The organism is Vibrio sp. SCSIO 43153, from assembly GCF_023716625.1.
In the GTDB taxonomy this organism is placed as follows: domain Bacteria; phylum Pseudomonadota; class Gammaproteobacteria; order Enterobacterales; family Vibrionaceae; genus Vibrio; species Vibrio rotiferianus.
Genome location: NZ_CP071856.1, coordinates 761,854 through 783,775, shown reverse-complemented (window position 1 = coordinate 783,775; position 21,922 = coordinate 761,854). Strand labels below are relative to the sequence as shown.

Below are 21,922 nucleotides of genomic sequence, written 5' to 3'. Positions count from 1 at the left end.
GAATCGTCTTTCCATATTTCTGTTCCTATGACTAAAATTGTCTTAAGAAATAAATTCAATAGCTTAGGATTCAAGGATGATGAACAAAGCTGGTTGGACAGTGTGCCTTGCCACGCTTACTCCCTTTGCCACTATCGCTGGTGAGTGGGAGATTGAAGCGGGCGGATTTTTCTCTCGCACTGACACCAAACTGAACGCTTACGACCCTTACCTCGATCAAATACGCACTATTGATTTCGAATCGGATCTCGATTTGAAAGAGTTTACTGTGCTGCCTTATGTTGAGGTCGAGTATTACTTCAATAAAAAACACAGCATCTATGTGGATTGGCGAAGCCTACACCGAGAAGCGACCCGCACTGCAGTGACTAAGCCTTTTGAAGTCACGGTGGATGGAACGACTTACGCGGTTCAAGCGGGCTCAAAGCTGACTACAGAGCTCAATATCGATATTGCGCGCCTAGGTTATGGCTACCAGTTTTACACCAGTGACAAGTGGGCGGTGGATGTATTGGCCGGATTACACGTTATGTGGTTGTCTTTAGGCCTGGACGGTAAGCTTGGAGCTAAAGTGAGTGGGGTGGATGAAATCCCAGTGATGTTTGTGGATGAGGCGGTTTTGAATGATGTCACCGCGCCATTACCAGATTTAGGCCTTCGAGCAGAATACGCTCTGACTGAAGATTGGATTTTAAAAAGCCATGCGCAGGTATTTTATTTAGCCGTAGACGATATAGAGGGTTACTTGTTAGAAGTGGATTTTGGTGCGAAATACTTCTTTACTGAGCAGTTCCGCGTAACCGGCGCGTTCAATTACTATGAAGTAGGAGTGGATTATGAGAGTGATAGCTCGGCGCTGGATGTGACTTATCGGTTTTATGGTCCAATGCTCACGATTGCATACACGTTTTAAGTGAAGTTAATTGAGTATCAATATAAAATGACAAGTTATTTCGATATTTATTTGATATTCAGATTTTTTTAACAAAATTGAATAGTGGTTTGCTACACATCACCTTTATTTTAGTTCTATAACTAAAATAAAGGACGAGCACAATGGCAAAAGTAATGTCATTAGTTTTGGTGGATAAGGAACGAGTTGAATTAGGTGAGCTTACACATGATTGCAGTAAAGCCGCATTACCTTTTCTTGGTGGTTATAAAATAATAGATTTCACTATAGATAGCTTATTGAGAGCGAATGTAAAGAATAATATTATAATGAGCCGGGTATTTTGCAAATCTTTAAAAGAGCATATTAATGATGCTTGGTAAAATTATAAAGATGATGTTGCATATCTAGACTCTATCTATAATGTTAAAAGCTCTCAAGGAAAAATGATACATCAAGAGTGGCTAGATGTTTTCCTGCAGAACATAGATCAATTCAACCAGCCCTCAATTAAGCAAGTTCTTCTACTTAGCGGCGAACAAATTCATGGAGACTACTTCAGACAGTTACATCAATATCATAGACTGACTCGGGCAGATATGAAGCTTGTAGTGAGTGAAGTCGATATTGACAACGCTAGTCTGTATCATGTTGTTGAGCTGTCCGATAGTGGTGAAGTGGTTGCGATTCATTGTCATCCGGAAGAGGCGCCCTCTTTGCCCTCTAAGCCAAATAAGGCCTTAGTGTTAACATGGAGTATGTTGCTCAACAAGGAGAGGCTTGTAAAAGCCGTATTCTCGGCTGTAAAAGAGCAACGTACAGGGCGGGACTTGGTTATGGATATTATTGTTCCTTTTTTAGCCAAAACAAAAGTGTCACTGTTTAATCTGGGTGGTGAAAAGAATCAACCTATTCACTGGAGTCCAATTAAGTCGATTGAGGAGTACTGGTTTACACAGATTCATAGGTTGTCAGAACCCTCGGAAGGTTCCGATAGAGATAACCAGTTGAAGTGTTTTGGTGTCAGAGCAAAAAATAATATCGAATTCAAAGATATAGGTCGTGATTCTGTACGACTAAAAAATAGTATTATTTCTTCAGGAAGTAAAATTTATGGTTCAAGAGTATTAAGTTCAGTTGTTGGGATTAATTCAATATTAGAAAATAACGCCATAATTTATAAATCTGTATTGATGGGGGACAATATTATTGGCAAAGGATGCAGAATTAGTAATGCAATAATTGAGGAGGGAGCTCATATTGCACCATATACTGTGATTGGGGAAAATAATGAGCAAGATCAAATGAAATATAATATTACCCCAAATGGTATAATAATTATTCCAAAAGGAAGTAGAATAGGCTTCTATCCAGATAAAACATTAGAACTACACTCAATTTGATTATGGCTAGAGGGAGGGGAGCATGGACTTTAAACGGGTCGACTTTTCTGATGCGCTTAAGTATCAGAGAAACAAACATAAACTATCACAAGATCGACTTGCGGCAATGCTCTCCTCTACTCACCGAGCCTTTGAGAGTTTGAACCAAGCGACACTGAGCCAGTGGGAGCGGGGAAAGATCGTACCAACTTTACTGCGCCGCATAGGGATCGCTCACTTCTTTGGTTTACAATACCTTTATGATGAAAGGGAGTTAAAGACGGTTAAAAAAGCACTGCAGCATCCGGTTAACTTTCAAAACTTAAAGACGATATATTCCCATCAGGTAACGTCTATCAAAGATACCCTATTAGAAAAATGCATATCAGAAGAGCTTGAGATGATCAAAGATGCGCATTATCGGCAAAACACCGTTCATCTCCTAGATACCTTAAGTTTTTTAGGTTTAGTTGAGCCCAAAGTGGCGTGCTTTTATTGCAATGATGTGCTCGTTGGCCACGTTGTTTATCAACAGCGCAAGAATGAGTATTTTGTAGTGAGTGTGGTATTTCTCAACAAAGAGATCCGTCAAGAGCAGCTAGAGTTTATTGAAGAAAAAAGTAAAGGTATGAAGCTTTATCTTCCGATACGAGACCAGAGCTTGAGTCAATTCATATCAGATTGCTTCTTGGAAAAGTGTTGCTTTAAACACAATGTCGATTTTTATGTTGGTGCAAGTGAAAGCTTTTTTGAAAACCCTATGATTATAAACCTCTTTAAAGGCTTGTATGACTTTCGGTTAGTTAGGTTTGAGCAAGTTACAAAGCAACAGACTTAGGCTTCAATCCGTAAGGAATATCTTTAAATGCAGCTGAATGGCGATTGAAGTAGGGAGCTTGATTTACTTTTTGCCAATCTAACAACATGATTGCGAGAACATTTCTGTGTTCTCCATATTGAAGATCAAACTCGCCATCAACGGATGGGATCATCCCTTGATCTAAGTTAATGGAACTCTGGATTGCTTCTCTTGTTTTTGCCACGACACGATCGTCCTCAAGTCCTGCAAGTAGAAAGGTGATACCAACTTCAGCAATCACGTCTTCCTTTGCTCTCAGCAAGATTGTGTCTACATTCTCACGGAAATAGTCGTAAATCCATTGGTGTTTCGCTTCATCTACTTGGTTTTGGTAGTAACGAGAGTCGGCAAAGATAATGTGGGTCATGCCATAGAGCTTGTTCATGTACTGCTGTGGAGAAAGCTTTTTGTCATTCTCATCTGGGTAAGTTGCGCGAAATGTACGTGTAAACTCATCGACTACGTCTTGCTCTCCTAACTGACGTAACCAATATACTTGATTGGCTAGTTGTGCAGCCCAAGCCTCAATCATTTCAGGGTCGTTTGCATAGATTGAAAAGTCATAGCGCTTGATGATTTCTCTCAGTTTTTGATCTTCTATATGTCTTAATCCATATTCATCTGCTCTTGCTAAAGCCCCTAGGAGATCAACGCCAAGGAAAATGTACTCAGGGTGGTGTTTTGTCACTGTATATCGTCTTTGGCTTCGCTCATCTTGCTTCTTATGGTATCCAGCTAAGCGCTTTTCAGAATATAGAATGATCTGTTCAGGAGAGTGTACTCGGGCAGCAATGCGATTTAAGCGACTTGCCACTTGTGCCATATCAGTCCAGATTGCCGGAATATACTTTTCATCGAGTGTTTGACGGTACATGCGAAGACCAAAGTGCCCTTCTTTGAACGCGCTAAGAGAAAAAAGTTGGCTTTCGTAAGTGGTCTTAATGACCTGAGCTGATTGAGAGTAAGTAAGAGGGGGCGTCTCCTCGACAGCGAGAGCGTTGGCCACCAGAGAGCCAGAGAGAAAAATAACGATGCCAAGATGCTTGCAACGCATAACAACATTCCATAACAAGAAGAGTGGTTCACTGTACCACTGATAATCTAGTGAAATGTAAGCTATTGGTCAGGCGAATGTTTTGTTTTATATCACGGTTTCTATCGCTTACTTAATCATTCTATAGGTAAGGTTGATGCGCTCTCCCTTGTTTAACTTTGTTTTGGGTACACTGTGTTTCCAATAGTGTTGTATTTCACCTGCCATAACAAGCAGCGAGCCGTGAGTTAGCTCAAGTTCAATGATGGAATTATCGTGTATATGCTTAAGTAAAAAACGTCTTGATTCACCAAGATTAACAGAGGCTATGATTGGATTCGGACCGAGCTCGGATTCATTGTCTTGATGCCATCCCATCGAGTCCTGACCATTTCTATATAAATTTGCGAGAACAGAATTGAACGGAGAGCCACATAGGCAGGAGGTACGCTCACGCAGTTTCTGTAGTTCAGGCGTCCAAGGGTGAGGGGCCATAGTTAAACCAGAATAGGTGTAAGAGCGATCGCCATGCCAAGATTGCAACCTAGGCTGTAAGACAGACTTGCCGAACAACTTAATTGACTGCTGTTGCCAAGGTAAGGTGGTTCGTAGGGTATTAAAATAAAGGTCCGCTTCTCTTGTGGAGAGAAAGTCCTGTTGAAAGTAGAGCTTCCCATTTGGAATCTGTTGATAAAGTGAGCTTTTAAATAAATTTTCCCGCATCTGTCTCTCATTTTTTTTGTGAAAGTGATAAAACTACCAACTAGGTATTACTTTTACTATTTGCCTTGGTTATTCTTTAATTTAATAACTATTTTAACAATAATAATTTCGTGACTGTCACGAGACAGTGAGGACCCGATGCGATATTCGTCGAAGAAACGCTATGGTTTTGCGTTGTTTTTCCTCACTTTTATTGCTTGTTGCATTGGTGGAATTGAGCTTTTTCAGCACAATCAGCATCTGCTCTTACAAGAGCGACTTCAAGTAAAAGCGAGGGAAAAGTTGTCCGTCATTCGCTCTAACCTAGAAGCAGAAATGATGGCAGATATTTATGCCACTAGCACATTGGCCACATTAGTAACACTTTCATCTAGTCCAGATGCTTCAGAGTTGGAGGATGCTTCTAATCGAATCCTATTAAAAAGCAATCATATAGAAATCATTGGGATCGCTCAAAATGATGTAATCCAACATGTTTATCCGACGGAAGGTAATGAGCGCATTATCGGGTTAGATTATAGAAAAGTGCCTGAACAATGGACTCAGATCCAAAAAGCAAGAGATATTGAAGAGATCTTCATTTCTGGGCCAGTAAATTTAGTTCAAGGTGGACGAGGCCTTATTGTTCGTGTTCCTGTGTTTGTCGACCCTCCAAAAAACAATGAGTATTGGGGCTCTATTAGCACGGTGATTAACATGGAAAGCTTGCTAAGAACTTCTGGAGTTCTTGATTACTCTATGTTGAGTGATCTTGTCATTCGGGGTTACAACAGCATGGGATCTCAGGGAGATATCTTCTTTGGTGACAAATCCAACTCAAAAGAGGTGATTGCTGCTGAGACCGTTCGTTTTCCATATGGTAGCTGGGCATTAGAAGTATATGAGAGCCGTGATTTATATCATAAGCTTCCTTGGTATGAGTTGAATGTAGCAAGGTTAATCGGTTATCCGGTGCTGTTTTTTCTGGGCTTTTTCCTTATTACTATTTATCGATTGTATTTGATTGCTGAAAGTCGGGCTTTCCACGATGAGCTGACGAAATTACCGAATCGACGTTACTTCATGAAGTCCTATCGTCAGCAATTTGAAATTGCGAAGCGTTACGACAAGCATTACGACTTTGCGCTTATCAATATTGATTTAGACCGATTTAAACACATCAATGATACCTATGGTCATGATGCGGGTGACAAAGTACTCGTTGCATGTGCTGATAGAATCAAAAACAGTCTTCGACGTTCTGATATTGTTGCAAGAATGGGAGGGGATGAATTCTTGGTGATGATGCATAACCCTAAATCAGAAGACAATATTCAAAATTTGCTACAAAAACTCAGGTATATTCTTTCTTCTACGCCTGTGATTTATGAAGATGAGTTGATCTATATTCGAGTGAGTATGGGATACGCAATTTTCCAACCCTCTTTGATGTCAGCGGAACAAATGATGAAAATTGCTGATGAGCGGATGTATAAGCAGAAACACTTTGGATTATAAAAGCCTTGATAATCAAGGCTTTTTGCTTTTAGAGTTGCTAATGAACTAACTTAAACTTGCTGAGCTGCGTATTCAGCTCCTGAGTATCTTTTTGATACCCCAAAACCACTTCGCTGAGTGTGTCAGCTTGTTGGCCTGTTGTTTTGGCTATCTCTGCTAATATGTCGACATCTTTGTCGACGGCTTCGCAAGCTTTAGACTGCTCTACTGTCGAGTGGGCGATAGTGTTGATGTGATTATTGACATTTTCAATGCTGGTTTCTAACAATGACACGCTATCGTCAACGCGCTTAACTGCCTCAAAAGTAATATCACTGGCATTCTTACTTTTGGCCATGTTTTCCACAGAAAATCGCGTTTTTTCAGTGATCTGATCTAATAACTTGCTGATATTTTCTGTTGCTTCTTGGCTACGTTGAGCTAAGTCTCGAACCTCAGAAGAGACAACGGCAAAACCTCTACCATGATCTCCTGCCCTCGCGGCTTCAATTGCTGCATTGAGCGCTAACAAATTTGTCTGCTCTGAAATACCATTAATCGCTTCAACAATTTGGCCAATGCTTTGTGTGTCGGATTCCAGCTCAGCCATACACTGTTCAGTCGCTTGGATTTGCTCAAGTAAGCTTTTTACGGAGACGAATGAACGCTCACTCTGCTGTTGACACTCTTGGACTTTATTATTCATTTCACTAGTGTCACTCAACGCTCTCTCTGTGGATTGAGCGATCTCAATACTTGACTGAGCAAGTTCTGTCATTGCAGCGGCGATATTGTCACATTTAGCAATGGTTGAACGGCTACTATTGTCTAGCTCCTGAGTTGAGTCGACAATACTATTCAAACGCTCGGTGTTGTGAGTATTTGTATCCGTTACATTGAACAATAAGTCTTTAATATTATTGGTTAACTGGTTGATACTGTTCGCAATAGCAGATATTTCATCACGTCCATTGTGGGTGAGCTCAACAGTAAGATCATGTTGTTCAGTCATATGGCCGAGTTTCTGTTTCATGGAGCCAACTCGATATCTCAAACTACGTACTAGCGTCGATACTAGACCCAGCAGCAATATTGAGGTGATTAGGGTGACGCCAATAAGGACATTGCGGTTGAATACCGAGTCTTTTAGTAAAGCTTCAGCATGAGCTAACATGTCTGATTGCATGTCATTCCGGAGCTGATTCAATAATCCAATTCTCTGCGTTGCAGCAGGAAACCATTCGGTAGCCGAAGGCCCTTCTATTTGTCCGAGATTGTTTTCTTGTGCTAAAAAGCGCAGTTGAGTTTCTTCTACGTTTTTCCACGCCGAATCCTGTTGTATCTGCCTTAGTTGTTCTTGGTATATCGGTAACATCGCAATATGAGCCATTCGCAGGGCGTAGTTCCCTGATTGGATGTAACTTTTGACCCTTGAGAACAGAACTGGGGTGGCAGTTTTGCTCGCAAAGACACCATTAAGTGCTCCGCGTACTTGTCCAGCGCGCTCCTTCATTGTGACTACCGCAACAAGAGAGTCTCCTATTTGGGTGAGTTCGTTACTCTGTGTTTCTGCGATCACTATCTTGATGTTGTCGATGATGAGCTGATTGAGTTTGGAATAGTAATTAAAAGGCGAAATATGAGGGGCCAGTTTGTCAACCCCCTCCCTTACTTTATTCAGTTTTGAGAGTTGTTGCTTCACATCTTGTGCAAGCGATGTGGTGAGATTGCTATTTAGCGTGTCTGTTTCAGACTGCGACAGAGCTAAGATGGCACTGTCTACCTTTACTCTTTGCTGACGCAGTTTGTTGATAATCTCTGGGTTTCCTTTGCTGCCCAGCACACCTGCGGTTAGCCCTCTTTCTACTGCCAAATTATGCGCCAAATTATCGTAATTTGTGGCCAGATTAACGAGTTGTGTATCCCTTATCGCGATTTGGGCTCGTTGTTCTAATTCCAAGACATTTTGCGTAGACAATATGATTGCAATAACCAGAGGAACTCCGGCTGCTATGCATACGACGATATATAGTGGAAATCGACGAAGTAAACTTGTCATTTTTGCCTCCAGCTTGTCTTTGATCATGTTGATATGAAGTTACTTTTTCTCTATTAATCAAAGTATAGGAGAGCCATTATGGGAACTGTTGACTATTCGCGATGACATCCGTTCTTTTTGTTGATGAAGTGATAAATATCAACAATTCGAGTGGCAGAATCTAATTTTATTTGCAATATGCAAATGCATTTTGCGAAAGGCTTGTTCAAATACTCATCAATATGCACTAAGAACAAGGAAAATACGCTAATATAAAGTTGGCACGCATCATGCTTTATACAGAGTGACCCTTATTAAGCCGAGGGTCACCTAGCCAACTGACGTTGTTAGTGAATACACATTGTTCACAAGTATATACCGCCAATCACACCATTGTGATTGGCGTTTTTTCTTTCTACAGGTCAATAAGTTGTGCTTCTTCTCCAGATTCACCTGATTCTCCACATTTGCTGTAACAACTTGGCTGTCGTGGACACACTGCACCTCGTGAACAAATCAATCTTGCTTGGGTTTGAATTCCCCTTTCTATCCAATTGATGTTGAGAATCTTGGCTATCGTTGTGAGATCTTTCTTGATGTGCTGAGGTATGACAGTACTCCCCCCTGAAGAGACACACAGCGATTTCAACTCGTCTGCAATGGCAATGGCATCACCGCCTTGCGCTGAGATGGCAGGGTTAAGATCAATACCAGCACAGAGTACACGGTTGTTACCTGCAGGATCGAAGACGTTGACAGACTCACAGCAGTAGATTCTTGGTTCATCTCCTACGTTTAGGATGGAAATTTGAGCTGAGCTCGTATCTAGTGGTTGTGATAAGCGGCGGAATACCGCCCAGTGCTGACAAGGATCGTTCACTTTACGCATGTTGCCCCATGGGAGTGGGATACCATTACCTCGATATACGGCTTTGAGTTTACCTGGGCCATAGGCATCAAAGTAATGCCAGTGCGGATAAGGAGACACTACCGTCATACGGCGCATGGCTACCGAAGGTGAAACCCCTGCTTTTTTGTGCACATCGATTTCATAGCCAGAGCGGTCTAGCAATTGGCGAAACGGAACTTTCGGACACAATAAGGCACCGGCAAAGAAACTCGACTCAAAGTCACGCCACGCTTGTAGAATATCTTGTGAGTTGAGCTCAGAATTAGAGACCTGTGCGCCACTTTGCTCCCAGTTGTTCTGGTGACCAATAGACAACACGTTACTCATGCCATCACTGCTGTGCAGGACTCGATGGCCGATATACACGGCTAAATCGTACTTCAAACGAGTAGGGTAGTCGCGCATACGTTTGTTTAAATAGATGGTTCCAGGTGCTTCCATAAAGGAAGTAATCAACTGCTTCGCACTCACACCGAGTTCGTCGATCACATCTTGTGGAGATCGATCTATCCAACGAATGTCTAGCCCCATCGATTTAGCAATATCGATTAAATCCTCTACCGACAGGTTTAAACGCTTCAAACCAACTTCTTCGGCAGCTCGTTCTAGGTCGGGGAAGTGGTTTTGGTGATTTTCTTGGTGCGCCCGAATTAAGAGATGCGCGAACTGACGCCCGGTGATACCAGTCTGTGAGAGCATTTCAGGTATCGCGATTTGTAGGATTTCATTAGAGAATAAGAAGCTTGGCTCTAAAGCCATGCCACTGATGCCTCCTCGATTCCCCTTGTTTGGTGTAATGGCTTCGAGTTCAGGCTCATCATCCAGAAACCAAGCAGGTTGTTTTTGGAAAACTTCAGCAATGACTTCCAACATATCAATACTTGGAACGCGTTTTCCCCGCTCAATCATAGATAAGTAAGATACAGAAGGAGCATACTCTGGATTAATTCGTACGCAGCGCGCGGACAAATCCTCCATCGTTAAATGGTTGTTTTTTCTTAGGTTGCGAATTTTCGTCCCTAAGAAGTGAGATTGGCGTATAAGACTTTTTGACACAGACATTTTGTAAAATTCACATTGTAAAATTTTTGTTGTGAAATTGTAGTCAATAATTCGCTAGTCTACATAATGAGCAGGCAAGGAAATTAACCATCTACTTCACAGAATTGTCTGAAACTTAAACAAAGGTTTTAAGTTTTTACTCTAGGAAGAGTGTTTAAATGCGAGGAAACGACGATGAATATGCTAAATTTCGATAAAAATGACATCCAACAACAAGAACGCCCATTTATCGCTGAAGCAGTATTTGCCGTCGAGGCGGTATGTGCTGAGCAGCAGAGCGAGAAACAAGTTAAGGCGAAGCAGCTACTAGACCGCATGTTCCCATTAGAGAGCGGCTCACATCAAGATGTATCAAGCTACGTTATCGACTACCGCCATGTTATGGCTTACTTCAAAGACGGAACGCACAGTGGTTTGAAAAGCCCAAAACATTTCGTGGCATATACAGGTGAAAAAGAAGATCCAAAATCAATTCTATTTAAAGACGAATCTGGCAGTCACGCTGAAGTGATGTTTGGTTGTCACAAGGGTACTGGCTGTGTGGAGTTGATGGATATTGATGATATCCAACTGGAAACGAGAACAACTTTTAGCCCTGAACTTACTGGTAATGCTCCAACTGCAATGCGTCATTGGATCAGCCTAATCAAAGGCGACAAGAAAGGTAAACCAATGGCATGCAGTGAAGACAAAGAGTACACCGCGAAAAACGGCGATGATTATTTCCTAAGCTACTGCTACAGCATTGATTAAATCATCGATAGCTTAGCCGACTAACTAAGCAGCCCAAGAAAAGTAAAACCCCAAGCACGCGCTTGGGGTTTTTAGTTCTGTTGAACAAAGCGTTTTTATTTAAGCTCAGTTTTACAACGGCATCACTCGGTTTCTGCCTAACTGCTTGGCTTCGTAAAGTTGCTTGTCCGCACGTTCGACTAACGCTTCCGCACTATCACCTACATGATACTCTGCCACACCAAAAGATGCAGTGATACTTTCGATCTGCTGCCCTGAACGCTTATCTTTAACTCGAAGTTTTTCTATGACGCGTCGCAATGTATCGGCATATTGGCGTGCAATTCGTAAAGACTTGTTCGGTACGATCAATGCGAACTCTTCACCGCCAAATCGATAAGCACTAATGCCTTCTCGGCAACTTTGCTGGAGCTTTTTGGAAATGGCTTTGATAACGGTGTCACCAAATAAATGGCCATAGTTATCGTTGAAAGTTTTGAAGTGATCGATGTCCAGCATAATCAAGCTCAGTGCTTGATTGCTACTAGTAAGCATACTTAAATCGTTATCAAACGCACGGCGATTGTACAACTGACTCAGTCCATCAAACAGTGCGTCTTTTTGCACCTCTGACAGTTGTTGCTTCAAGCGTGAGATTTCTTCGCTTGCATTGCTAAGCTGGTTGTTCAAAAAACGGGTGGAATGACGAATTTCTCTTGATTCTGAAACTAATTGACGAATTACACCCATGACTTCTTCAATGCTCAAACCGTCATCTTCCACTTTTTCCAGGCGGCCAAAGCTTTTATCCACCATATCGGAGAAAGAAGAAGTGTCGGTCAACGTATCCGTCATAGAGCTTGCAACCTCACCAAGCAGAACCTCAACATTTGTTTTTAGCTCTTCTAAACTGGTTTCAGACTTACTGGCTACATAACTGTTGTATAACTGTTTGTTGGTTGCTGGTGGGCAAACTTCGTAGTTTTCAAGCACCATATCCAACTCCTGGTTTAACTCAGGAATGGTTTTGTCCACGTAGGTATACCAAAGCGCATAGTTAGCTGGAGTGGCAGCTACGTGGTTTTTTATCATCAATGGGACTGCTTTTTTTAAGTTTGCAGTCGATTTTTTAAATTCGTCACTCATTGTCGCGAAAGCACTAGCAAACTGTATTGCGCATAGGTTATCGAATTTTGCTTAACATCGCTTTAATTTTTGTCATTTTTGGTTCAAAAATTAAAAAAATAATGTGCGAAAATAAAATTATCTCTTGAATGGTCAGGTTGGTTCTATTTGTCATTGCTATTTGTATCTACATTTATGACCACCTCTTGCCAACAAACGAGTAACAGAGTGATCGAACTTCCATTTAGCTCGTAACTTTTTGAAGGCGTTCAAGTAAATCAGAGAAAAACATGAATATTGGCTTATATTGGTTTACCAACGATTTAAGATTGCACGACAATCCGCTCCTACTAAGAGCTTCTGCAGAAGTTGATTTGCTGATCTGCATATACTGCTATCCAAAGGTGTCCTCCTATCTAAAGCAATACGCACAAGAGCCGGGGTTCGGGTTTGCCAAACAACAATTTTTAGATGAGTCGCTGCATTGCCTGAATTTGTCTTTGAATGCACTTAATCAGCGTTTGCAAGTTGTTGACTTACATCCATACCAAGCGATCAAGCACGCTGCTGACAAACTTGGCGTGACGCACCTCTATGTGGATGCAATTGCTGGATCAGACGAGCAAGATGTGGTCGATAAGATTCAGGCAGAAGCGCCCCATTTGGCGATTATTCAAAGCGAAGTACGTAGCTTGTTCTCTGTTGAAGATTTACCGTTTGAGCTTGGAGCGCTTCCTGACACCTTCACCAAGTTTCGAAAAAAGGTTGAGAAACTTGCTCTAACTGAATCTGTAGAAGCAGTAACGACATTGCCTCCGCTGCCAGACGGACTCGCACTGCCGACGTTGAGTTTGACCCGTGAGATCCAGCCAAGCCTGTTTACCGGCGGTGAGCGAGCAGGGCTTGAACATTGTCGTCAGTATTTTGCTTCAACACTAGCAAGTGAATACAAACAAACGCGCAACGGTTTAGATGGCATGGATTACTCCACCAAGTTCTCTCCTTGGTTAGCTCATGGGTGTCTTTCTCCGAAAACCATTTATGCCATGTTGAAACGTTATGAAGCCGCGAATGGCGCAAATGATTCAACCTATTGGATTTACTTCGAACTGCTTTGGCGTGAATACTTTTATTGGTATGCCCGTCGATACAAGCGGCAGCTCTTCCGATTTGGTGGTATCCAAAATCAAGCACCACTCACCAGCTTTTATGCGCACCGTTTCCAACAATGGAAGAAAGGTGAAACGCCATTTCCTATCGTGAACGCGTGTATGCACCAACTTAATGAAACCGGCTATATGTCAAATCGTGGCAGGCAGTTGGTCGCCAGTTGTTTAGTGCATGAGCTTGGCCTCGATTGGCGTTATGGTGCGGCGTACTTTGAGTCGCAACTGGTTGATTACGATGTGGCATCAAACTGGGGAAACTGGCAATACTTAGCAGGCGTTGGTGCTGATCCGCGTGGTTCACGACAATTCAACCTCGAAAAGCAAACCGAAATGTACGATCCGCACATGGAGTTCATCGATAGGTGGCAAGGTCGTTGTGCTGGTGCGCATTTGGATAGTGTAGACATGGTCGATTGGCCGATTGTGATGGGCAGCAGTGACAAAGCTTCGTCACCGGAGAAACCGTAATGCAATTTGAAACCGTACGATTGATCTTGGGCGATCAACTTAACAGTGAGCACTCTTGGTTTCAGCAACCGGATGAGAAAGTGCTTTACCTGATTGCAGAGCTCAAGCAAGAGAATACATGCGTCACGCACCATATTCAGAAAGTGTGTGCGTTCTTTTTTGCAATGGAACAGTTTGCGAAAGAGCGTCAGAGTGAAGGGCATCAAGTTCTGCACCTCACGTTGGATGACACACAATCCTTCGACGATCTTGAGCAAGTCTTGCAACACTACTTGAGTGAAGTTGGTGCAAGTAAGTTTGAATATCAACGCCCGGATGAATACCGTTTACTAGAGCAGTTAGCCAAACTAAAGCTTGATGGGGTCGTGACGCGTTGTGTCGATTCGGAACACTTTTTGTTGCCGTTTGAGGAAATAGAATCGCAGTGTCCTCAAGGCAAACACATCATGATGGAGCACTTCTACCGCCGGATGCGAAAGCGCTTCGACATCTTGATGCAAGACGGAAAGCCTGTAGGCGGGAAATGGAATTACGATGCCAACAACCGTAACAAGCTCAAAGCCAAAGACATTGAACAACTGCCACAACCTTTGATGTTCAGTACCGACGTGCATGGCATTGTTGAGCGGTTGGCAAAACATGGCATCAAAACCATCGGAAATCTCGAAGGGGATTTGTTGTGGCCAATTAATCGCGCGCAAAGCCTGTCTTTACTCGCGCATTTCTGCCAAGTCTGCTTGCCGTTGTTCGGCCGTTTTCAAGACGCCATGACAGGCCAGCACGATGCTAAGTGGAGCTTGTATCACAGCCGTATTTCATTCTCGCTCAACAGCAAATTGCTGCACCCGAGAGAAGTCATTGATGCTTCACTCAAGGCATTTCATTCCAACGCGGACATCGACATTTCTCAAGTCGAAGGGTTTATTCGCCAAATCTTGGGATGGCGAGAATACATCCGAGGTGTCTACTGGGCGAACATGCCTCATTACCCGAAAAAGAACGAGTTGGGCGCAGACAGAAAGCTGCCAGATTTCTTCTGGAATGGCGAAACTAAAATGGCCTGTATGCGCAATGCTATTGAGCAGTCTCTCGATTATGCCTACGCACACCACATTCAACGTTTGATGGTCACAGGTAACTTTTGTTTGCTAACCGAGATAGATCCAGACCAAGTGGATGAGTGGTATCTCGGTATCTATGTTGATGCAATTGAGTGGGTAGAAATGCCAAACACTCGTGGCATGGCATTGTTTGCGGATGGCGGCATTGTTGGCACCAAACCTTACGCAGCGAGTGGCTCTTACATCAACAAGATGAGCGACTACTGCAAGGGCTGCCATTACGATAATAAATCGCGCAGTGGAGAAGGATCGTGTCCGTTTAACAGTCTTTATTGGCGCTTTATGAACAAGCACGACAAGCGTCTCGCAACCAACCCACGAATCGGGATGATTTTCCGCTCTTGGGACAACATGGAAGAACAGCAACGCCAAGCGATACTCGATACCGCAGAGCATTACATAGAAAACGTGGAGAACTTGTGATGGAAATACTCATCGTCGGTGGTAACGGTGGAATTGGTTTGGCGATGGTACAAGAAGCCGCAGTTCGGTTCCCTCAAGCTCGCGTGCATGCCACTTATCGTAAGCAGCAACCAGATTGGCAACACCCAAATGTCGTTTGGCATCAAGTGGATGTATCGCAAGAAGGGGAGGTAAAAGCGTTCAGTGAGCAGATTGAACACGTCGATTGGTTGGTGAACTGCGTTGGTATGTTGCACACCCAAGAGAAATGCCCTGAGAAGAACCTTAGCTCGCTAGACGCTGACTTTTTTCAGCAAACCATTACGGTTAATACTTTGCCAAGTTTACTGTTGGCGAAATACTTCACGCCCAAGTTAAAGCGCAGTACTGCACCTAAGTTTGCGACCATTTCGGCCAAAGTTGGCAGCATTAGCGATAATCAGTTAGGTGGTTGGTACAGCTATCGTGCATCGAAAGCCGCATTAAACATGTTCCTTAAAACCATGTCGATCGAATGGCAAAGAATGGTCAAACATGGCACGGTGCTGTCACTTCACCCAGGTACTACGGACACCGCTTTGTCGGCACCTTTTCAAACCAATGTGCCAGAAGGAAAGTTGTTCACGCCAGAGCGAGTTGCTAAGGATCTATTAGGCTTGATAGAAAAAGCGACCCCGCAAGATAGCGGGGCGTTTTGGGCTTATGATGGGACGTTATTGCCTTGGTAAGAGAACGCGTACAAACGTTAATACAAAGGAAATAGCGCTCTTCAGAGAGGGTCGGAGTGACCTACGTTTTCGTTGATTTATTTCTTCGGCAACGCTCAGAACAATAAACGATTTCCTCCCAATTTCGCGCCCACTTCTTTCTCCAAGAAAATGGGCGCTGACAGACCGGACAGACTTTCATGGGAAGGTTGGATTTAAAACCTTTCATCGCGCTGAATGTTCACTCCTAATTTGGTTAAAACAGTGACCTAGTTACTTATCAAATAGGTACAGGTAATCGCCGTAGCCTAAACTTGCCATCTTGTTCACTGGTACAAACTCCATTGCGGCTGAGTTCATGCAGTAGCGTAATCCCGTTGGCTTAGGGCCATCTTTAAATACATGACCAATATGCGAATCACCAAACTTACTGCGGATTTCTGTGCGCGGATAAACCAGTTTGAAGTCGGTTTTCTCTACGATGTAGCCTGGGTTAATTGGTCTGGTAAAGCTTGGCCAACCTGTGCCAGATTTGTACTTATCCGTTGATGAGAACAAAGGCTCACCAGTGACGATATCAACGTAAATACCCGCTTCTTTGTTGTCCCAATACTTGTTGTTAAAAGGACGCTCTGTACCTTCTTCTTGTGTCACGTAGTATTGAAGCTCAGTCAATTTAGCTTTGATTTCTTTGTCTGAAGGTTTCTCGTATACCTTCACTTTCGTTACCAACTCTTTTTCGTTGATAAGTTCACGGAGTGTTTTTGGGTTGTCTTTACGATCTTCACCAAACACTTCGTCGAGGTACTTATCGCGACCTGATGCGTAGCGGTAGTATTTGTACTTCAGGCTACTCTTCTTGTAGTAATCCTGATGGTACGACTCCGCAGGGTAGAACTTTTCAAACTCGATCAGTTCTGTTTTCAACGGTTTTGGATAGATCATCGCCTTGTCGATTTCCATCATAAACTGCTTAGCAATCTGTTTTTGCTCGGCGTTATGATAGAAGATCGCTGGGCGGTATTGGGGACCACGGTCGACGAATGAGCCTTTGTCGTCAGTTGGGTCGATATGGCGGAAGAAGTAATCCAATACTTGCTCGTAGCTCACAACAGCAGGATCGTACTTCACCTCAATCACTTCAATATGGCCAGACTTGCCAGAAGAGACTTGTCGGTAAGTTGGGTTTTCTAAATCACCACCCGAATAACCAGAAACCACGTCTAACACACCCGGTAATTGCTCTAAATCCGATTCGGTACACCAGAAACAACCACCTGCTAATGTTGCGATGTCAGCTTTTTCTGATGCATTCATCTTATCCATGGTATCGGCAGTACCTGTTTTACTTAGCAAGATGAACAGTACAGGCAGTGTGAATGAGAATCCCACCAACAACTTAGATACTTTCTTCATAACTTCCTCAAACGTCATTTTCTCAATGAATGTTACGTAAGAAGACAGAAGTAAGAGCGAAAAAATTACAGTGATTACGAAAAATTCTTTGCCCTTTCTCACAACAGGGCTACAGTAACGGCACGAAACAAGCGCTCATTGGTAGAAGGTTTCCGATGAGGCAAAAGCAATAATGAGGGAAACCATGCAAGCAGAAGTAAAATGGGTCGAAGACTTTAAATTCCTCGGTCAGTCTCAATCTGGTCACTCAATCGTGATGGATGGCAATGGCGGTGCAACGGCACCAAGCCCAATGGAAATGGTGTTGATGGCTGCTGGTGGTTGTAGCTCTGTGGACGTTGTTGATGGTCTAAAATCAGCGGGCCAGAAAGTGGCTTCTGTCAACGCAAAACTCACCACAGAACGACGTGAAACCGCGCCACGTATCTTTACTCAGGTGAACATTCACTTTGAAGTCTCTGGTGAAGCGCTAGACCCAGAAATCGTAGCTAAAGTGGCTGCGGACTCATTAGAAAAATACTGCTCAGTATGTCTAATGTTGGGCGAAGGCGTTGAGATGACTCACAGCTGGGAAATCGTATAACCCCGACGTGACACAACAACAAAATAGGAAAGAGAAAAGCCCGTGCTTTTCTCTTTTTTTATTCCCCTTTTACGCTAATCTGGCTTGGTCAAAAGTTGTAGGAATGAACCAGTGACCGAACTAGAAAAAATGATGTCTGGCCAAGTGTTTGATGGTGCAGATAAAGAAATCGATGCGATCCGCACTCACGCAACCCATGCGTTGATGGCATTTAATAACAATACCGATGAATCTCAACGCGACGCGTTGCAAAAGAATCTATTTGGTAAAGTTGGGCGAAGCATCATCCAAGCTCCGCTGCATTGTGAATTTGGTAAGACGATTGAAATTGGCGAAGAGACCTTCATCAATATGAATGTCGTGATGTTGGATGGCGCTAAAATCACCATTGGTAACCACGTTCTTATCGGCCCTAGCGTTCAGTTCTACACTGCTTCGCACTCTATGGATTACCGTAGCCGACTCAAGTGGGAAACATTTTGTAAGCCAATCACAGTTGAAGATAGTGTCTGGATCGGTGGCAATTCGGTCATCAACCAAGGGGTAACTATTGGTGCTCGCTCTGTGATTGCTGCTAACTCAGTGGTAAACAGCGATGTACCACCGGATTGTTTATATGGCGGTACGCCAGCTAAATTGATTCGTCGCCTAAACGAGGACGAGTAAGCCCACATACCCAAGGCGCTTATTCTCATAATCAATAAGCGCTTATTTACATATCATTCAAATTAATTTATAAATTTCATGTATTTATTTTTGCTGTCTATGAAATTCATAAGAAGAATGTATGAAATTGAATGTTGTAATGGCTTGCCTGCTGATGGCTGTTGTTTCAGTTGCTACTGTTTTTTATCTCCAACCTCTTATTGATGGAAAACTCATCACCCCAAAATGTTCAGAAGAGGAAACCGTTACAACTTGGTTGAACTTCTATTTTGACGAACGAACACTTGACTACCTTTACGTAGAAGAAATAGAAGCGTACGTAGATCGCAGCATCCAATTTTCTAACAAAACACTACAAAACTCTTGTATCCCAATGGAGCGAAAGAAAGCGTCTATTGAGTTTGTAGATTTGTCTGGCTACACCATCTTTGACTTTTCAACGGCCAACTATGCGCTAGAACAAGTACTGGGTGAGTACATTATGGCTTCCTACGAAGAATCTCCTGATCAGTTTTATATTTTGGTAACCCCTCCACTCGTGGCCAATGAGTCGGGTGAAGAAGGAATGGTTACGCTTGGTAGTGCCTGGGTAGATATCAAGCCCCAGTTTGTCGTCATGGATCTTCGATTCTCGGATAACGTTTTGGAACACGAGTTAGGCCACTTAGCTTGGGCACAACACGATATCAAAACATTTGATAGACAAGAGAAAGAAGAACTCTTCCCAGTTAGGGAAAGCATTGCCATGTGGGATCTTCCCAAACTTAAGAGTTATGCCTATGGCGCGCTTTGTGGTGATGCCGGGAGCGTTATGAGCTACGAGGAAAAAGTATTACCTATCTACTCCAGTCCAAATATTACCTACCAAGGGGAGGTATGTGGCAATCGAAAAAGCGCAGATAATGCAAGGTTGTTAACGGAGTATGCTCGAGTATTACGAGACAAGGTTGATGCAAGACCTTGGTGAAGAGGGTGTCAATAACTTAAGGAGATTAAGATGTCTAGTAAGACAGAAGTTCTAATGTGTCCTTCATGTGGTGTGGAAACGCATCATGTCGTGGTGTTAGTCAGAAAGAAAAGCGCGTTTGAGGGAGATAAGAATCGCAGTAAAAAGGAGTTCATCACAGGCTTTCTAAAAAGTACCGTTTTTGGTGCTTTTCTCGCTTCCATGGATGATTTTTCTCGTCACTTGATTTGCGAGAACTGCGGTCATAAAACCATACAAGATTAACTCATGACCATGATGCAAGACGGTGAGCATAACTGTGCGTTTTGATTCGCTGACTATTCAAACCAGACCTTTATCGGGTTAGTGTTTTTGCTCTCAAGGTCTTCAATCGTCTGTAACTTAGTTTGGAAGGGATAAGAGTCAACTGCTAAGTTGCTGCTATTATTGATAAATAAGTCAAGTTTGTCGGCAAGAGTAGGGAAGATAAGTAACGTTAAATCCCTTCAAATTCTAAGATTTCATGAGATAGATAACGCTTAACCAACAGTCTGCAGTGCGTCTCATTATGATTGAATGTGATTGGTATCACATAAAATTGAAATTTATAAAAAAATATTTTTTGAATAGAAATTCACAAATATGCAGCCCATCTGTGCTGCTATTAAATTGTCACGCCCTTAATTATTCATTGTATGAATGTTTGATTAAATTTTATCGACATTTATGTGTGACTTTCTATTCAAACCACTCTGGCATCAATTCAATATATTAGAAGGTTCGAATTTGATCTTATTTCCATCTTTTGTTTTAAATGCGAAATTCATTATTAGCAACGGATGGTTTTGATGATGTCTTTAATTTGTATTTTCCAGTTATAAGGCTTAATAGCTAACCTACCTAAATGACATAACAAGGATTGTTATAACAGAATGATGTTCTCATAACTGAGATTTCTAAAGTTTCGTGTATTTTACCATCTCTGTTTTTTATAACTCAATATTATTCAAGCTGTTGATTGTTATGGTTCTTTGTTTTTCTTTCTGGTGACGGTATCGATTGCTTTATATGAGCTATACAATTTAAAAAGAATAATGGTTTTATTGTAATAGCAGTGATTTTTTACTCGATATAACTGTAAATAACGCGAATCGCTAAAATCAAATCTATCAAAAATAGAATAAGGATTTAACCATAAGAAAACTCTTATGGTTGATAGGTTTATTGGTCTAATTCTTATTTGGAATGCTATGCCAATAATCTGTTTGTCTTTAAGTTTATTCTAATGAACTTAATTTTCATGGAAGTTTTATAACATGCAGCACACAACTAAGTGGACGATGACCCCACTTGCTATGTTGTTAAGTACGCTATTTTCAATGCCGTCACTTGCAGAGGAAGCCAGCGTAGACGATAGCAGTGGGATTGAATCTACACAAAATGAAGGAGAGTCATCCTGCGTTGTTTGTAATCTGAGTGGGTCCGTTTACCTCTCTTACGATACAAACATCTATGACAAGGACGATCACCGTTCTGTCCGCAATTTCTCATGGGGTGGTAGTTTGGTCTATGCCTTATCTGACGATACCAAAGCTTACTTATCCGCTGGTGGCTATCGTGCACTTGAAGATGAAGTTGGTACTTACGCCACTGATACCGTTTTAGGGATGAGATATTCAAACCTATATGAATTTGGTGAGACGGGAAGTATTGGTGCTTCTGGTCAATTTACGATTCCAACTTCAGAATCTTCGCGGAAGGATGAACTTCAAACCGCATTCCGTATAGCGATTCCGGTCTCTTTTTCTCTGTGGAGCGTCGACTTCTCTATCTCACCACGAGTTAAAAAGAACTTTCATAAATACAAAACGATGGGCGGGCGTTCGCTGACAGAGTGGACTTACTCACTGTTTTCGGTCGCTGAAAAGTCTTGGGACTCGTTTGCGCTAGGCATTACAGCTTTAGGCGGGAACACCATCAGTTATCAAGGAACTCGACGAAGCAGTTGGCACTATGAAGGTGCTCTATACGGAACCTACCAATTCGATGAAAACTGGTCACTACTGTTAGCAGCGTCTTCTACTGGCTTCTACCAAGATGCAGAACGAGGGACGCTTGGCAATATCGACTTGCTCGACCAAGAAAGAGCTTCGTACATCGCGACAGTGAATTACTCCTTCTAGGAAAATAAATAAAATTAAGGATATCAGAA

At 42.5% G+C, this 21,922-nt stretch carries 21 protein-coding genes; 14 read left to right on the top strand and 7 right to left on the bottom strand.

Features of this window, described 5'->3' with window-relative positions; genetic code table 11:
* The first annotated feature begins 76 nt into the window (after window positions 1-76).
* The 4 genes from J4N37_RS19725 (at window position 77) to J4N37_RS19710 (ending at window position 3,112) form a co-directional block, all read left to right on the top strand.
* Complete coding sequence (locus tag J4N37_RS19725; RefSeq protein ID WP_252043174.1) at window positions 77-913, top strand: hypothetical protein; 837 nt, start codon at window positions 77-79, stop codon at window positions 911-913.
* 143 nt (window positions 914-1,056) lie between these two features.
* Window positions 1,057-1,275: a sugar phosphate nucleotidyltransferase gene (locus J4N37_RS19720; RefSeq protein WP_045390779.1), complete on the top strand. Its 219-nt coding sequence runs from the start codon at window positions 1,057-1,059 to the stop codon at window positions 1,273-1,275.
* Between the two features lie 63 nt (window positions 1,276-1,338).
* A complete protein-coding gene (locus J4N37_RS19715) occupies window positions 1,339-2,295 on the top strand; it encodes a GlgC family sugar phosphate nucleotidyltransferase (RefSeq protein WP_045390782.1) in 957 nt (318 codons plus the stop codon).
* Between the two features lie 22 nt (window positions 2,296-2,317).
* The gene (locus tag J4N37_RS19710; RefSeq protein WP_010450707.1) at window positions 2,318-3,112 is read left to right on the top strand and encodes a helix-turn-helix domain-containing protein; all 795 of its coding nucleotides are present in this window, start codon (window positions 2,318-2,320) and stop codon (window positions 3,110-3,112) included.
* On the opposite strand, the gene J4N37_RS19705 is transcribed toward J4N37_RS19710, so the two are convergent.
* Together J4N37_RS19705 and J4N37_RS19700 are read right to left on the bottom strand one after the other, a co-directional pair.
* Window positions 3,093-4,187 carry a DUF3541 domain-containing protein gene (locus J4N37_RS19705; protein WP_045390785.1) on the bottom strand — a complete coding sequence of 365 codons (1,095 nt, stop codon included), beginning with the start codon at window positions 4,185-4,187 and terminating at the stop codon, window positions 3,093-3,095. The two genes, J4N37_RS19710 and J4N37_RS19705, sit on opposite strands and share 20 nt — an antisense overlap.
* 108 nt (window positions 4,188-4,295) lie before the next feature.
* Window positions 4,296-4,889: an alpha-ketoglutarate-dependent dioxygenase AlkB family protein gene (locus tag J4N37_RS19700; protein WP_045390789.1), complete on the bottom strand. Its 594-nt coding sequence runs from the start codon at window positions 4,887-4,889 to the stop codon at window positions 4,296-4,298.
* A 138-nt stretch (window positions 4,890-5,027) separates the two neighbouring features.
* On the opposite strand from J4N37_RS19700, the gene J4N37_RS19695 reads away from it, so the two are divergent.
* A complete protein-coding gene (locus tag J4N37_RS19695) occupies window positions 5,028-6,386 on the top strand; it encodes a diguanylate cyclase (RefSeq protein ID WP_045390792.1) in 1,359 nt (452 codons plus the stop codon).
* A gap of 37 nt (window positions 6,387-6,423) precedes the next feature.
* Here the strand turns inward: J4N37_RS19695 and J4N37_RS19690 are convergent, their stop codons facing one another.
* Both J4N37_RS19690 and J4N37_RS19685 read right to left on the bottom strand, forming a co-directional pair.
* Window positions 6,424-8,424 (bottom strand): methyl-accepting chemotaxis protein, encoded by a 2,001-nt coding sequence (locus J4N37_RS19690; RefSeq protein WP_252043286.1) that lies wholly within the window; start codon window positions 8,422-8,424, stop codon window positions 6,424-6,426.
* A 394-nt stretch (window positions 8,425-8,818) separates the two neighbouring features.
* Window positions 8,819-10,375, bottom strand: coding sequence for a DUF3612 domain-containing protein (locus J4N37_RS19685; protein ID WP_082038775.1), 1,557 nt, complete (start codon window positions 10,373-10,375; stop codon window positions 8,819-8,821).
* Between the two features lie 174 nt (window positions 10,376-10,549).
* On the opposite strand from J4N37_RS19685, the gene J4N37_RS19680 reads away from it, so the two are divergent.
* The gene (locus J4N37_RS19680; protein ID WP_010450715.1) at window positions 10,550-11,128 is read left to right on the top strand and encodes an aldolase/citrate lyase/malate synthase family protein; all 579 of its coding nucleotides are present in this window, start codon (window positions 10,550-10,552) and stop codon (window positions 11,126-11,128) included.
* A gap of 111 nt (window positions 11,129-11,239) precedes the next feature.
* Here J4N37_RS19680 and gefA read toward each other — a convergent pair whose 3' ends face one another.
* Window positions 11,240-12,253, bottom strand: a complete 1,014-nt coding sequence (gene gefA, locus J4N37_RS19675; protein ID WP_045390799.1) for a diguanylate cyclase GefA — start codon at window positions 12,251-12,253, stop codon at window positions 11,240-11,242.
* 269 nt (window positions 12,254-12,522) lie between these two features.
* On the opposite strand from gefA, the gene J4N37_RS19670 reads away from it, so the two are divergent.
* The 3 genes from J4N37_RS19670 to J4N37_RS19660 are packed head-to-tail and all read left to right on the top strand — an operon-like array spanning window position 12,523 to window position 16,120.
* Window positions 12,523-13,869 (top strand): DASH family cryptochrome, encoded by a 1,347-nt coding sequence (locus J4N37_RS19670; RefSeq protein ID WP_252043172.1) that lies wholly within the window; start codon window positions 12,523-12,525, stop codon window positions 13,867-13,869.
* Window positions 13,869-15,413, top strand: a complete 1,545-nt coding sequence (locus tag J4N37_RS19665; protein ID WP_252043171.1) for a cryptochrome/photolyase family protein — start codon at window positions 13,869-13,871, stop codon at window positions 15,411-15,413. Before J4N37_RS19670 ends, J4N37_RS19665 begins: the two co-directional genes overlap by 1 nt.
* A complete protein-coding gene (locus J4N37_RS19660) occupies window positions 15,413-16,120 on the top strand; it encodes an SDR family oxidoreductase (RefSeq protein WP_252043170.1) in 708 nt (235 codons plus the stop codon). Before J4N37_RS19665 ends, J4N37_RS19660 begins: the two co-directional genes overlap by 1 nt.
* A 61-nt stretch (window positions 16,121-16,181) precedes the next feature.
* Here the strand turns inward: J4N37_RS19660 and J4N37_RS19655 are convergent, their stop codons facing one another.
* Together J4N37_RS19655 and msrB are read right to left on the bottom strand one after the other, a co-directional pair.
* Window positions 16,182-16,328, bottom strand: a complete 147-nt coding sequence (locus J4N37_RS19655) for a DUF2256 domain-containing protein (RefSeq protein WP_005374142.1) — start codon at window positions 16,326-16,328, stop codon at window positions 16,182-16,184.
* Window positions 16,329-16,372: 44 nt separating this feature from the next.
* Entirely contained in the window at window positions 16,373-17,515 is a 1,143-nt protein-coding gene (gene msrB, locus J4N37_RS19650; protein ID WP_252043169.1) for a peptide-methionine (R)-S-oxide reductase MsrB, read from the bottom strand.
* Between the two features lie 184 nt (window positions 17,516-17,699).
* Between msrB and J4N37_RS19645 the strand changes: the two genes are divergently transcribed.
* From J4N37_RS19645 to J4N37_RS19625, 5 genes are all read left to right on the top strand, one after another.
* Complete coding sequence (locus tag J4N37_RS19645; RefSeq protein WP_252043167.1) at window positions 17,700-18,098, top strand: OsmC family protein; 399 nt, start codon at window positions 17,700-17,702, stop codon at window positions 18,096-18,098.
* 111 nt (window positions 18,099-18,209) lie between these two features.
* Window positions 18,210-18,764, top strand: coding sequence for a sugar O-acetyltransferase (locus J4N37_RS19640; RefSeq protein WP_252043166.1), 555 nt, complete (start codon window positions 18,210-18,212; stop codon window positions 18,762-18,764).
* A 121-nt stretch (window positions 18,765-18,885) separates the two neighbouring features.
* A complete protein-coding gene (locus J4N37_RS19635) occupies window positions 18,886-19,731 on the top strand; it encodes a hypothetical protein (RefSeq protein WP_252043165.1) in 846 nt (281 codons plus the stop codon).
* Window positions 19,732-19,761: 30 nt separating this feature from the next.
* Window positions 19,762-19,995: a hypothetical protein gene (locus tag J4N37_RS19630; RefSeq protein ID WP_010450729.1), complete on the top strand. Its 234-nt coding sequence runs from the start codon at window positions 19,762-19,764 to the stop codon at window positions 19,993-19,995.
* A 1,031-nt stretch (window positions 19,996-21,026) separates the two neighbouring features.
* Window positions 21,027-21,893 (top strand): hypothetical protein, encoded by an 867-nt coding sequence (locus J4N37_RS19625; RefSeq protein ID WP_010645370.1) that lies wholly within the window; start codon window positions 21,027-21,029, stop codon window positions 21,891-21,893.
* Window positions 21,894-21,922: the final 29 nt, after the last annotated feature.

Bases quoted from the DNA above. Each gene is read 5' to 3' on its own strand.
- J4N37_RS19625 (WP_010645370.1), top strand. From the start codon at position 21,027: ATGCAGCACACAACTAAGTGGACGATGACCCCACTTGCTATGTTGTTA.
- J4N37_RS19635 (WP_252043165.1), top strand. From the start codon at position 18,886: ATGAAATTGAATGTTGTAATGGCTTGCCTGCTGATGGCTGTTGTTTCA.
- J4N37_RS19700 (WP_045390789.1), bottom strand. From the start codon at position 4,889: ATGCGGGAAAATTTATTTAAAAGCTCACTTTATCAACAGATTCCAAAT.
- J4N37_RS19715 (WP_045390782.1), top strand. From the start codon at position 1,339: ATGATACATCAAGAGTGGCTAGATGTTTTCCTGCAGAACATAGATCAA.
- J4N37_RS19630 (WP_010450729.1), top strand. From the start codon at position 19,762: ATGTCTAGTAAGACAGAAGTTCTAATGTGTCCTTCATGTGGTGTGGAA.
- J4N37_RS19670 (WP_252043172.1), top strand. From the start codon at position 12,523: ATGAATATTGGCTTATATTGGTTTACCAACGATTTAAGATTGCACGAC.
- J4N37_RS19705 (WP_045390785.1), bottom strand. From the start codon at position 4,187: ATGCGTTGCAAGCATCTTGGCATCGTTATTTTTCTCTCTGGCTCTCTG.
- J4N37_RS19660 (WP_252043170.1), top strand. From the start codon at position 15,413: ATGGAAATACTCATCGTCGGTGGTAACGGTGGAATTGGTTTGGCGATG.
- J4N37_RS19725 (WP_252043174.1), top strand. From the start codon at position 77: ATGATGAACAAAGCTGGTTGGACAGTGTGCCTTGCCACGCTTACTCCC.
- J4N37_RS19695 (WP_045390792.1), top strand. From the start codon at position 5,028: ATGCGATATTCGTCGAAGAAACGCTATGGTTTTGCGTTGTTTTTCCTC.
- J4N37_RS19685 (WP_082038775.1), bottom strand. From the start codon at position 10,375: ATGTCTGTGTCAAAAAGTCTTATACGCCAATCTCACTTCTTAGGGACG.
- gefA (WP_045390799.1), bottom strand. From the start codon at position 12,253: ATGAGTGACGAATTTAAAAAATCGACTGCAAACTTAAAAAAAGCAGTC.
- J4N37_RS19690 (WP_252043286.1), bottom strand. From the start codon at position 8,424: ATGACAAGTTTACTTCGTCGATTTCCACTATATATCGTCGTATGCATA.
- J4N37_RS19720 (WP_045390779.1), top strand. From the start codon at position 1,057: ATGGCAAAAGTAATGTCATTAGTTTTGGTGGATAAGGAACGAGTTGAA.
- J4N37_RS19665 (WP_252043171.1), top strand. From the start codon at position 13,869: ATGCAATTTGAAACCGTACGATTGATCTTGGGCGATCAACTTAACAGT.
- J4N37_RS19655 (WP_005374142.1), bottom strand. From the start codon at position 16,328: ATGAAAGGTTTTAAATCCAACCTTCCCATGAAAGTCTGTCCGGTCTGT.
- J4N37_RS19680 (WP_010450715.1), top strand. From the start codon at position 10,550: ATGAATATGCTAAATTTCGATAAAAATGACATCCAACAACAAGAACGC.
- J4N37_RS19645 (WP_252043167.1), top strand. From the start codon at position 17,700: ATGCAAGCAGAAGTAAAATGGGTCGAAGACTTTAAATTCCTCGGTCAG.
- msrB (WP_252043169.1), bottom strand. From the start codon at position 17,515: ATGAAGAAAGTATCTAAGTTGTTGGTGGGATTCTCATTCACACTGCCT.
- J4N37_RS19710 (WP_010450707.1), top strand. From the start codon at position 2,318: ATGGACTTTAAACGGGTCGACTTTTCTGATGCGCTTAAGTATCAGAGA.